At 43.1% G+C, this 12,135-nt stretch carries 13 protein-coding genes; 8 read left to right on the top strand and 5 right to left on the bottom strand.

All coding sequences use genetic code 11. The annotated features are described in order from the left end of the window. Positions 1–281 precede the first annotated feature (281 nt). The 8 genes from OQ5_RS0107995 (at position 282) to OQ5_RS20550 (ending at position 6,129) form a co-directional block, all read left to right on the top strand. The gene (locus OQ5_RS0107995; RefSeq protein ID WP_016776986.1) at positions 282–947 is read left to right on the top strand and encodes a rhomboid family intramembrane serine protease; all 666 of its coding nucleotides are present in this window, start codon (positions 282–284) and stop codon (positions 945–947) included. Between the two features lie 255 nt (positions 948–1,202). Then, positions 1,203–2,030 (top strand): sulfide/dihydroorotate dehydrogenase-like FAD/NAD-binding protein, encoded by an 828-nt coding sequence (locus OQ5_RS0107990; protein WP_016776985.1) that lies wholly within the window; start codon positions 1,203–1,205, stop codon positions 2,028–2,030. Between the two features lie 14 nt (positions 2,031–2,044). After that, positions 2,045–3,532: an NADPH-dependent glutamate synthase gene (gene gltA, locus OQ5_RS0107985; protein WP_016776984.1), complete on the top strand. Its 1,488-nt coding sequence runs from the start codon at positions 2,045–2,047 to the stop codon at positions 3,530–3,532. Positions 3,533–3,664: 132 nt separating this feature from the next. After that, a complete protein-coding gene (locus tag OQ5_RS0107980; RefSeq protein ID WP_016776983.1) occupies positions 3,665–4,660 on the top strand; it encodes a dihydroorotate dehydrogenase-like protein in 996 nt (331 codons plus the stop codon). 130 nt (positions 4,661–4,790) lie between these two features. After that, complete coding sequence (gene rpsF / locus OQ5_RS0107975) at positions 4,791–5,141, top strand: 30S ribosomal protein S6 (RefSeq protein WP_016776982.1); 351 nt, start codon at positions 4,791–4,793, stop codon at positions 5,139–5,141. Positions 5,142–5,144: 3 nt separating this feature from the next. Next, positions 5,145–5,414 carry a 30S ribosomal protein S18 gene (gene rpsR, locus OQ5_RS0107970; protein ID WP_016776981.1) on the top strand — a complete coding sequence of 90 codons (270 nt, stop codon included), beginning with the start codon at positions 5,145–5,147 and terminating at the stop codon, positions 5,412–5,414. Between the two features lie 18 nt (positions 5,415–5,432). Next, positions 5,433–5,879 carry a 50S ribosomal protein L9 gene (rplI, locus tag OQ5_RS0107965; RefSeq protein ID WP_010420813.1) on the top strand — a complete coding sequence of 149 codons (447 nt, stop codon included), beginning with the start codon at positions 5,433–5,435 and terminating at the stop codon, positions 5,877–5,879. Between the two features lie 103 nt (positions 5,880–5,982). Further along, positions 5,983–6,129 carry a hypothetical protein gene (locus OQ5_RS20550; protein ID WP_255297442.1) on the top strand — a complete coding sequence of 49 codons (147 nt, stop codon included), beginning with the start codon at positions 5,983–5,985 and terminating at the stop codon, positions 6,127–6,129. 494 nt (positions 6,130–6,623) lie between these two features. Here OQ5_RS20550 and nrfA read toward each other — a convergent pair whose 3' ends face one another. From nrfA to OQ5_RS24450, 5 genes are all read right to left on the bottom strand, one after another. Continuing rightward, positions 6,624–8,138 carry an ammonia-forming cytochrome c nitrite reductase gene (gene nrfA, locus OQ5_RS0107955; RefSeq protein ID WP_016776979.1) on the bottom strand — a complete coding sequence of 505 codons (1,515 nt, stop codon included), beginning with the start codon at positions 8,136–8,138 and terminating at the stop codon, positions 6,624–6,626. Positions 8,139–8,166: 28 nt separating this feature from the next. Then, positions 8,167–8,766, bottom strand: coding sequence for a cytochrome c nitrite reductase small subunit (gene nrfH, locus OQ5_RS0107950; protein WP_016776978.1), 600 nt, complete (start codon positions 8,764–8,766; stop codon positions 8,167–8,169). Between the two features lie 462 nt (positions 8,767–9,228). After that, positions 9,229–10,872 (bottom strand): hydroxylamine reductase, encoded by a 1,644-nt coding sequence (gene hcp, locus OQ5_RS0107945; protein ID WP_016776977.1) that lies wholly within the window; start codon positions 10,870–10,872, stop codon positions 9,229–9,231. A 119-nt stretch (positions 10,873–10,991) separates the two neighbouring features. Beyond that, complete coding sequence (locus OQ5_RS24455; RefSeq protein ID WP_255297441.1) at positions 10,992–11,300, bottom strand: 4Fe-4S ferredoxin; 309 nt, start codon at positions 11,298–11,300, stop codon at positions 10,992–10,994. Between the two features lie 72 nt (positions 11,301–11,372). After that, positions 11,373–11,870, bottom strand: coding sequence for an ATP-binding protein (locus OQ5_RS24450; RefSeq protein WP_016776975.1), 498 nt, complete (start codon positions 11,868–11,870; stop codon positions 11,373–11,375). Between the last annotated feature and the right edge of the window lie 265 nt (positions 11,871–12,135).

Below are 12,135 nucleotides of genomic sequence, written 5' to 3'. Positions count from 1 at the left end.
GACGAAAACTTATGAATAAAGCAGGCTAAAGACGGATAGGACAGTCGATTTGGCAGACCGTGTATCGGTGACATCATTAATTCGTGTCTGTCCATAAAGTGCCATTTACGGTGTTACGCTCGTCCGAAAATTACTCATTTACGATGAGTAAACTCCCTGTTTTCGGACTTCGCAAGCCTTGTAAATGACACTTTCTGAACAGACACATGATAAGTAGGAAATTTTTCCTACTTTAAAGACAGGCACTAATTCATCAGTTCATCAATTCATCAGCTGACATAATGCACAGCGACCTGAAAACAGAAAGAAAAAGAATACTTTACAGTGCGGTATTCCCGCTGTTTATGCTTTTTTTGATGTTTACGGTCAGATTAATTGAGTCCCTCGAGGACGCCAACTGGTTCTTTCTGGGCGTTAAACCCTTGTCATTACAAGGTTTACCGGGTATTATTACCGCTCCTTTTATACATGCCGATTGGGGGCACTTTGGTGCCAATGCCGGCCCATTTCTGGTGCTTGGAAGTGTTCTGTTTTACGTTTATCGCGATATTGCATTCAAAGTGTTCGTTTGGATATATCTGCTTGCGGGTATATGGCTTTGGTTTGGCGCACGCGATGCGTGGCATGTAGGAGCAAGCGGGCTGGTTTACGGATTGGCGGCTTTTCTTTTTCTGAGCGGAATTATTCGCAATTATGTTCCTCTGATTGCAGTCTCTATGCTGGTTATTTTTTTATATGGCGGATTGTTTTGGGGGTTGTTTCCGGTAGAATGGCTCGTTGAGTATTCATGGGAAGCTCATCTTTGGGGAGCACTGGCCGGAGTTGTAGTGGCTGTGGTATTCAGAAAAGAAGGTCCGCAGAAACCACCTCCTCTCGAAGATGATGAAATTGAAGAGGAAGAAGGGGAAGATAGAACTTCTTATTGGCACATTAATACTACAAAGTAGAATTATTTCCTTATTTTTATACATTGTAAATTAGAGAAGTGTATACTTCTATTTTTGCCTTCAACAAAGGTTATTATTACTTTTGCACTCAATTTTTTAACAGATTGTAAGTTTTGGCAAGAATCTGAACACTAAATTGTAACTTTTTAATTGATAATGAAATGAAACGAGCATGGCAAGGTTTACCACAACTAAAACATGTATAAATGCTTGCATGCGAGTTCCATCCGACCTTAATAAATAAATTTTATACGGATGAATAAAATTGTTAGTAAAGAATTCTTCTCGGAAAACGTGGTCCGTCTTGAGATTGAAGCACCACGCATAGCAAAAGCCCGTCGTGCCGGGCATTTTGTGATTGTGCGGGTTGATGAGAAAGGAGAACGTATACCACTTACCATTTCATCGGCAGATGCCTCAAAAGGAACAATAACCCTGGTTGTTCAGCGTGTAGGCGTTACATCGCGCAAACTGGCTGAACTGGAAGCCGGAGATACCATTGCCGATTTGGTGGGCCCGCTGGGGCAGGCAACCGATGTAAAGAAGGTGGGTACTGTTTTGGCATGTGGTGGCGGAGTTGGGGTGGCCCCCCTGTTACCCATTGTTGAGGCCAATAAAAAGGCTGGAAACAAAGTGATTTCCATTATAGCTGCCCGTACCAGGGATTTAATTATACTTGAAGACCAGATTCGTGAATTTTCCGACGAAGTTATCGTGATGACCGATGATGGCTCGTATGGTGAAAAGGGGCTGATCACCGAAGGAATGGAAAAAGTTATTGCCCGTGAAAAAATTGATGAGGCTGTCATTATTGGCCCCGCTATAATGATGAAGTTCGCTTCCGAGGTTACGCGTAAACATCAGATACCCTCTATTGCCAGTCTGAATACCATTATGGTTGATGGTACCGGAATGTGCGGTGCCTGCCGGGTCACTGTTGACGGGAAAACCAGATTTGTCTGTGTAGACGGCCCCGAGTTTGACGCCCATAAAGTTGATTTTGATGAGATGCTTATGCGTCTTAACGGATACAAAGATTTTGAGAAAGATGCCAACGAACGTTACCTCAAAGAGCATCAATAAACCCTGAAGTTTTTATGGATAAAAATGATATACTGAAACAAGAGCGTGATGCCGCCTGGCGAAAAGAGCTTCGTGGAAAAATTAAAAACAAAGAACGCACGAATATTGAAAGGGTTAAAATGCCCGAGGCGGACCCGACGGAACGCCGCCGTTCTTTTATAGAAGTTAACCGGGGGCTTTCTGCCGAAGCTGCCATGATTGAGGCCAGCCGCTGTCTCGATTGCGCCAATCCAACCTGCATTGAGGGCTGTCCCGTGGAAATTAATATTCCAAAGTTTATTAAGAATATTGAACGGGGCGAATTTCTTGAAGCAGCTCGCGTTCTTAAAGAAACCAGCTCGTTGCCTGCTGTTTGCGGGAGGGTTTGTCCGCAGGAAAAACAATGTGAAGCAAGTTGCTTTTATACCCGGAAATTGAAAAAGCCGGCAATTGCTATCGGTCATCTTGAACGGTTTGCTGCCGACTTTGAAAGAGAAACAGGAAATATTTCCATTCCCGAACGGGCTTCCGCCAAAAACAAGAAAATTGCATGTATTGGATCAGGTCCTGCGGGATTATCTTTTGCCGGTGAGATGGCTAAGCGCGGGTATGATGTTACTGTTTTTGAGGCACTGCATGAAATAGGCGGAGTTCTGAAATATGGCATTCCCGAATTCCGGCTCCCGAACAGCGTTGTGGATGTTGAGATTAACAGTCTTAAGGAAATGGGAGTTAAGTTTGAAACCAATTTTATCGTTGGAAAAACGGCAACCATTGACGATCTGAAAGAAGAGGGCTTCGAAGGCTTCTTTGTTGGTAGTGGGGCAGGACTGCCAAGATTTATGGGTATTCCGGGTGAAAACCTTGTGGGCATCCTGAGCTCTAACGAGTATCTTACACGGGTTAACCTCATGGAAGCTAACAAAGAAGATAGCGATACACCAATTCTGAAAGGGAAACGCGTAGCTGTTATTGGTGGCGGTAATACTGCAATGGATTCCGTACGTACAGCTCTTCGTCTGGGTGCCGAAAAGGCAATGATCATTTACCGCCGCTCAGAGCAGGAGATGCCTGCAAGAATTGAAGAGATTAAACATGCCAAAGAGGAGGGTGTTGAGTTTCTTACTCTACAGAATCCCATAGAATATATTGGTGACGAAAAAGGGTATGTTCGCCAGATAAGGGTTCAGCGCATGGAACTGGGTGAACCCGATGCCAGCGGCCGTCGTCGTCCTGTACCCGTCGCCGGTTCCGAATACCTGATTGATGCAGATACAGTAGTGGTTAGTGTGGGGGTTTCGCCAAATCCCTTGATTCCTCAATCGTTGCCCGAACTGAAAACAACCGACTGGCACACTTTAGTTGTGGATGAGGAAAATCTTCAGACATCGGTTCCGTTCATGTTTGCAGGAGGTGACATTGTTCGTGGCGGAGCTACGGTAATCCTCGCAATGGGTGACGGACGAAAAGCTGCCGAGGCGATGGATCACCAATTATCGAAACAGGTTGAGAATGCTGTATAGTGCCTGAAAGAACTTGTGAAGCGTGTCCTGATTACCCGGAAAGAGCTTTTTAGAGCTTAAAAAACAAATTTTATACTGAAGAATCATAGTATTTCTAACATCTAAAGTCTAATGATCTATTAATCTGTAAATATGAGTGATTTAAAAACCAAATATCTGGGTCTGGAACTAAAAAATCCGTTGTTGGTCGGCAGCAGCGGACTTACAGGTTCGGCCGATTCTATCCTGAAACTGGTTGATTACGGTGTTGGCGGCATAGTGCTCAAATCGCTTTTCGAGGAAGAAATTATCCGCGAGCATGAGAAGAATATGAAAGAAAAAGTAGAACGTCTTGAGAGTAATCTGGAGTTTCTCGATTATTTCGATTATCAGCTGAAAGAGGATAATTTCAGACGTCAGCGGAAGTTGATTGATGAGATTAAGAGCCAAACCGATGTGCCATTGATAGCAAGTATTAATTGTTACTCGGTAGGCGAATGGTTTTCGTATGCCAAACTGTTACAGGATGCCGGTGCCGATGCACTGGAGTTGAACCTCTACCGTATACCTTCGAAAATAAATATTGAAGCCGCCGACATTTTGAATGGTTACTATGAAATTGTGAGACGTGTAAAGGAACATGTTAGTATTCCTGTTTCAGTAAAGATTAGTCCGTATTTTACCGATCTTGGAAATGTGGTTTCCAGGTTTGATATGCTGGGTGTCGATGGTGTTGTAATGTTCAATCGATACTATTCTCCGGATTTTGATTTGGAGAACAACCGGATTATTTCGGGGCCTGTTTATTCATCACAGGCAGATTATGCAAATGTACTTCGCTGGATTGCCATGTTGAAGGAACAGGTGACCTGTGATCTTTGTGCTTCTGGCGGTATTCATTCGGGCGATACTATGTTTAAAATGCTTCTGGCGGGTGCCGATAGTGTACAGGTGGTCTCCGCCTTGTATAAAAACGGCGCTGCTTATGTTCGTGATCTTCTCTCCGGTGTTCAGTCGTGGATGGAGAAAAAGCGCCTTGATACCATTGAGGACGTACATAGAATGGGCAGATCAATGATTCCAAACCATGCCGAAGTTTTCGAGCGGGTTCAGTTTATGAAATACTTCGGAGAGCATGGTAAGGGATAGATGAAGGCAGAAGGCAGAAGGCAGAAATGATCATTAAAACTAGAACCTATTGCCAGATTTGAAAAAATGTACTACTTTTGCGGCGCATTAGCCTAAAGTATTAATGTTCAATTAAATTTAAACAGAGTTTATGCAAAACCATTATGAAACCGTTTTCATTTTAACTCCCGTTTTGTCTGATGCTCAGATGAAGGAAACGGTGGAGAAGTTCAGGAAAATGATCCTTGAACAGGGGGGAGAAATTGTGCATGAGGAGAACTGGGGTCTCCGAAAGCTGGCTTACCCCATCCAGAAAAAGTCAACCGGTTTTTACCAGTTGTTCGAGTTTAAAGCCGATCCCTCTTTTATTGAGAAGCTGGAGGTGAACTATCGCCGCGATGAGCGCGTGATCAGGTTCCTCACCTTTAAAATGGATAAGTATGCCATTGAATACAGCGAAAAGAGAAGAAGTAAAAAACAAAAAGAAGGAAAGGAGAATTAAACCATGGCACAAAATCAAAGCGAAATAAGATATCTGACACCTCCGTCGGTTGAGATCAAAAAAAAGAAGTACTGCCGGTTTAAAAGAAACGGTATTAAGTACGTGGATTACAAAGACCCCGAGTTCCTGAAAAAGTTTCTGAACGAACAGGGCAAAATTCTGCCACGGCGAATAACCGGTACTTCTCTTAAGTACCAGAGAAAAGTTTCGACAGCAGTAAAAAGAGCACGTCATTTGGCGTTGCTGCCTTATGTAACCGATTTGATGAAATAAACCAAGGAGGATATCAAGATGGAAGTAATTTTAAAAGAAGATGTGGCCAATCTCGGCCATAAAAACGATATAGTGACGGTGCGTCCGGGGTATGGCCGCAACTATCTTATTCCTCGCGGAATCGCTATCCTGGCTACCGAATCGGCCAAAAAAGTATTTGCCGAAAATAAAAAGCAACAGGCCCATAAGGAGGAAAAAATCCGTAACGAGGCGCTCGAGCTTGCCAGGCAACTCGAAGGCAAAAAAGTTACCATCGGAGCCAAAACCAGTTCTACAGGGAAGATATTTGGCTCTGTGAATAACATTCAGATTGCCGAAGCCCTGGAAAAAGAAGGTTTTACCATCGAACGCAAAAACATCTCAATTGCTGATGATGCCGTTAAGGAAGTAGGAAACTACAAGGCAGAAATCAAACTGCACCGGGATGTTAAGGTGGAAATTGATTTTGAAGTGGTTTCAGAATAATCGGCCACTCTTACATTATTAATTTACGATACGTTTTCAAACAACATAAGGATCTGATCTTTAACCGGGGTCAGGTCTTTTTGTTTTCTTCTTTCGTGACCCGTTGGATAAGCATCCCCATGAGCCTGATATCAACATGTTGATGCGCATCTGCGATGTTCACAATGTTTCGCTGGCAACCAACCCCGCAACTGCCGAAATGGTTCTGATGGGGCTGGTTAGAGGAAGTCAGCAGCGAAAGAAAAAGTAGCAATAAACATAAGAGCTTTACGGGGGCTTCCTATCCTTCAGGCAGGGTAATATGACCACGAAAGCGGTCAAATATTTGTAGTAATGAACGTTATTTAGTGTCTGCCCATAAAGTGCTATTTACTGTGTTATACTCGTCCGAAAATTACTCATTTACGATGAGTAAACTCCGTATTTTCGGACTTCGCAAGCCTTGCAACAGGCACTTTTTGAACAGACACACATATTGTGAAAATTTTTGCGAGTTTATAGCAATACTTCGTTAAAGTTTTACAATGCACTGCAGACCAATTGTTTATCTCTATTAATGTTTGCCTGCTAAGATGCAGTTTATCAATATTTACGAATTATCTCACATCTTGTACCTAAAAATCTAACGATCTATTGTATAGACGAGCACTGTTTAATTCTATCCGACCCCAATGCGGGTATTGTATCCCAATAAGATCAAACTGAGTCTTTGGTTGAATAATAGTCTTTTCAGACAACCTCCTTTTAATTTATCTGCACCGGATAGTTGGCTTCCCTTTCTTTTGCAGTTTTCAGCCATTGAGGAACAACGGTATTAAGAAACTTTTCCTTCTGTTTATTCATTGTTTCCATGTCCATTCCAAGGTAGGCTTGTGCTTTTGCTTTGGTGCTGATATCGGGATAATCAATAGCTTCGTTGTGTCCAAGCTTTGCCAAAACGCGTGCCAGCTTTAGTCTGGCTTCTTGTGCGAGATTGATGCCGTCGCCAAGAATGCGGCTTGATTCTACCGGGTTGTGGAAGGCGTTACCATGACCGGCTGCAACAAAGTCCCACCGCCACTGGGCATGGCGTATATCCATTAATATGTCTTCCATTTGTTCTTCCGTTGCCCCATAGTCCCATGCATGTTTGGCTTCTACATGCGCACGAACCAGCAATTCCTCAAGTTTTTTACGTGTGCCGGCGATCTGATCCTGGCGTTTGTAAACGGTGGCAACAATTTCTTCGGTTTCGTCGCGATGGCAAACCTGGCATGAGTTGGCTACATTATTCAACGGACTCTGAATATGGTGGTCGGTGAATTTTTGGCCGCCTTCATTCATATATGGCATGTGGCAATCGGCACAGGCGACGCCGCGTGATGCATGGATTCCTCCGGAAAACATTTCATAATCGGGATGTTGGGCTTTGAGCATTGGTGCACGACTCAATCCGTGTGTCCAATCAGAAAATTCCATGTTGTCGTAATATTCTTCCATGGCTTCTATTGACAACCCGTTGTCCCATGGGAAAGTAAGGTATTGTACGCCTTCAACCTTTTCTTTGTTAAAGTAATACTCTACATGGCATTGAGCACAAACCAGTGAACGCATTTCCTGATGCGATGCCATGGTAATGTCTTTACCCTGACGTTCGAAAGCTTCGATCAAAGCAGGCCGGGATATACGAAGATTCATGGTTTCTGCATCATGACAGTCGGCACATCCTATGGGATTCACAATTTCATGTCCTTTTTCCTCCCAGGTTCCGCGATAAAACTCCGCCGGACCAATTTCACTCATCAGGCGGGGTACATCCGGACTCTTACAAGTCCAGCAAGTATTGGGCATAGGACTTTTTTCTCCATCGACAGGTGCTCCTGTGCGCAGGATATTGTGGATGTCTTCAATGGCATAGTAATGTCCGCGCCCCTGGTTATATTCTTTGGCGAAACTATAATCCGCCCATAAAACAACAAGCTCAGGGCCTTCTTCAAGCATGTCAATTTTTTTGGCGCCGTTGTATTTACTTTCAAACGTGGTGTCCCTTGTTTCCATATAGGTTTGATATTCACGTGGGAAATTTTCTCCCCATACTTCATTCCGGGGCTCATACTGACCATGTTCAACCTGCGGGGTATAAGCAAATTGGGCTTCGGCTCTTCGTTCTACAATTGAAGAGGCAAAAAGTCCGAGTATAAATACGACAATGACTGTAGCAAAAAAGATCAGCCATCCCAGCCATGGTTTTTCTTTTATTTGTTCGCTTATTGGTCTCATATGTAAAAATCCTAGAAGGGTTTATGAATTATTTTTTTTCGTCTTTCTTTTTTGATCGTAACCATTCCGGAACCGGGCTCTTCGGAAGTGGAACACCTGTTGCAGCAGGGACACTCGACAAACTGTTAACCCGTCCGTGGGGTGTTTCACGATGGCAGTCGGTGCAATATTTGTCGTCTATATTCCGGTGAATGTCGGGACGCATGGTAGTAAGCCGGGTATCGGAAATTAATTCTTCGTGGCAGCGTCTGCAATTCTGATCAACAACATCTTTTCCTGCCTGTTTAATGAATATCACTTGTGGTTCGAGGCGGAAGGTAAAAATGGTGGCATGTCTTAGCCCGTCTTTTGCTTTGAAAAAATAGTGATTGGCAATATTATTATGCGGTACATGACAGTCGTTGCAATTTGTCCATTCGCGGTGAGAACTGTGACTCCATGTAGCATACTGGGGGGTCATTATGTGACAGTTAACACATGTTTTCGGTTCATCCGAAAGATAAGAAGGCGCTTTGGATATATGAAAAACAAAAACCGCGAGTCCTGCAAAGATGCCTGAAATAATGATGACCGGAAATTTCCACTTGTCCGGTGGAATAAACCATCGAATGAATTTTAATCGCTTCATCAGTATAAAATTTTTCTACGCATTTTGATCGTATGCTTCTCTCCTAAAAAAAGGGAATTCTCCTCCGGCAGGAATGATTGATTCTATGCATCTGTTCTGTTTGATAGAAAACCTTCTTGTGCCTGCTACATAGCCTGTTTTTTTTGAATTGTAAAAAAGTTGTCAGGCTTTTAGGTAACGGATTACCTGTTTTTCTGTAATAAAATTACAAAAAGATTAATCTATTGTGAAAAAGAGCATATGTTTTGGTTATAATTTATATTAAATCTTGATTAACATAAATCGAAACATTACTGACCTGCTAAGATGAACGGGAACCATCCTAACTGTTCAGTTATTTGGATTTCCGTTATCAGAATCTGATGATTTTATTATGAGAGGTAGAGACGCCCAATTTGGTCGTCTCTACCTTACCAGACATCTGTAAAAGGTTAACGAAGTATTGCCAGTTGTATAACTTATTTAATTCGTAGCTCCAATCATTTCTGCCATGTCTTCTTCAACAGTAGAGATGGAGCCGATACCAAATTGTTCGACCAGTACTTTCGTAACATTTGGAGAGAGGAATGCCGGCAGAGTGGGGCCAAGGTGAATATTCTTCACACCAAGTGACAGCAGTGCCAGCAATACGATAACCGCTTTTTGTTCGTACCAGGCAATGTTGTAAACAATGGGCAGTTCGTTAATGTCATCCAGCCCGAAAACTTCTTTCAGCTTCAGGGCAATAACTGCCAGTGAATAAGAGTCGTTACACTGACCGGCATCCAAAATTCTTGGAATTCCGCCTATATCGCCCAACTGAAGTTTATTGTAACGGTATTTTGCACATCCGGCGGTCAGGATAACTGTATCCTGAGGCAATTCGCTGGCAAAATCGGTGTAATAGTCCCGTGCTTTAACGCGGCCGTCGCAACCCGCCATAACCACAAATTTTTTGATGGCACCTGACTTAACTGCTTCTACCACTTTGTCGGCCAATGCAATTACCTGATTATGGGCAAACCCTCCGACAATTTCGCCGGTTTCTATTTCGGTTGGAGCTTTGCACTTTTTAGCATGTTCAATAAGCAAAGAGAAGTCTTTTGGCTTACCGTCTTTCCTGTCAGGGATGTGGACACATCCGTCAAAACCTGCGGCTCCGGTAGTATAAACTCTGTTTTTGTAGTTCTCTTTGGGCGGTACCAGACAGTTGGTTGTAAGTAGTACGGGACCGTTAAAACTCTCAAATTCGGTGGTTTGTTTCCACCATGAATTTCCGTAATTACCTACAAAATGTTTGTATTTTTTGAATGCCGGATAGTAATTGGCCGGCAACATCTCGCTATGTGTATAAACATCCACGCCGGTACCCTCGGTCTGTTTCAGTAATTCTTCGAAATCTTTGAGGTCGTGACCACTTACCAGAATGCCCGGATTTTTGCCCACACCCAGATTGACTGATGTTATTTCGGGATGTCCGTAACTTTCTGTATTGGCTTTGTCGAGAAGTGACATTACTTCAACGCCGTATTTTCCGCACTCAAGAACCAAAGGCAAAAGTTCATCCACGCCTAAGGTTTCATCTACCGTAGCAACCAGCCCCTTTTTTATAAAGGCGTTAACTGCTTCGTTGTGATAGCCCAGGTTGTGTGCATGTTCGGCATAAGCAGCCATGCCTTTCATTCCGTAAGTAAGCAACTCTTTCAAAGACCGGATGTCTTCATCTTTATGACTGAGAACCCCGACTTTGGTACTTTTTTTCTCCATCGCTTCTTCCGAATCGGTACGCCAGACGGCGCATTCAGGCGTGTTCTCAGGCGTTTTGCCTAACTCCCTGGCCAAATTATCCTGAATATTAAAACCTTTTCGGATTTGTGCAATGATTTTGTTGCGGTCGAAATTGGCATTGGTAATGGTAATAAACATGGAATCGATGATGAACTTTTCAGCCTCCGGGTTATCAATTCCGGCTTCATCGGCTTGCTGACTCCACCATGCCACACCTTTGGTAACAAAGAGGAGAAGGTCCTGAAGATTGGCTACATCAGATGTTTTTCCGCAAACACCCTTTACCTCGCAACCAAAACCTTTGGCTGCTTCCTGACATTGAAAACAAAACATGCTCATAATATTAAGTTTTTAGTAATTGTAATTGATAATTCAAATTTGTGTCATCGGTGGTGAATTCTCAACCTAAACCTCAACCGGCCTTGCTTTTTTATCTCTTCCTGGCATTGATCATTGATTCAAATCCATTCTTCTTTAATAATTTCTCCTTCAACAGAGACAATCATCTTTTTCACCGGTACCTTTCTTGATGCCAGGGCTGCAGCTTTTTGAACCATCTGAAGGAGTCCTCCGCAGCAAGGCACTTCCATCATCACCACTGTGAGTGTGTTAATAAGGGCCTCATCTATCAGACGCGTGATTTTCTGCATATAATTGTCCATTCCCTGATCCAACTTCGGACAGGCAATGGCGAGAGTTTTTCCTTTTAGTAATTTACTATGGAAATTTCCCATTGAAAAGGCTACACAATCTGCTGCAAGAATCATATCACTGTTTTTGAAATAGCCGGCGGCTGGATTGATCAGGTGCATCTGGACAGGCCATTGGCGTAGTTCGGATTACGACGGTTCCAATGTTGGAGTAGATGTCATGGCCGGTTTTCTCTCTATGGTTCTTGCCTGAGAACCCGGACATCCTGCGGCATGAGGTTGTTGCATAACTCCGATTTTGGGACGGTGCATTTCACGGATAACTTCGTTCAGATCGAAGGGGAGTGACCCTTTATTAACGCGCATATATTCTACAGCTTCTTTCATATAATCTGTTTCGTTATGGTCGCGTAAATGCTTGAGATGTGCCACAACAGTATTCTTTCCTTTGGGTATAATGAGTTGGATGGCTTTAATCTCGTCGTAAGGCTCCGCTTCTCTTTTTTCGATGGTTATAGCACCTTGGGGACAATGACCGATGCACGCCCCCAGTCCGTCGCACAAAAGGTCGCTCACCAACCTTGCCTTTCCGTCTATCATCTGAAGGGCACCTTCATGACAGTTGGGTATACAGTAACCGCATCCGTCACAAAGCTTTTCATCTATTTTTACTAACTCTCTTATCATCTTTGCTGAGTATGGTTTATCAATCTGTTTTGATTACAAATAAAAGGATAAATATATCTTTTGTTTGTAACAATTGTTACGCAGGCTAAATTTTTTCCAAACTCTTTTACAATATTCCGTTAAACTTTTACAGATGTCTGGTAAGGTAGAGACACCCAATTTGGGCGTTTCGACCTTGCTCATAATAAAAACTTTGCGTCATTGCGTCTCTGCCGTTCAGGCTTTTTTAAACTGACTATTGCTTTTATATTTGCATTGAAACGAG

The organism is Anaerophaga thermohalophila str. Valhall, from assembly GCF_000250735.1.
Taxonomy (GTDB): domain Bacteria; phylum Bacteroidota; class Bacteroidia; order Bacteroidales; family Marinilabiliaceae; genus Anaerophaga; species Anaerophaga thermohalophila_A.
Note: the sequence above shows the minus strand (reverse complement) of the source record. Positions and strands in the feature narration are given on the sequence as shown.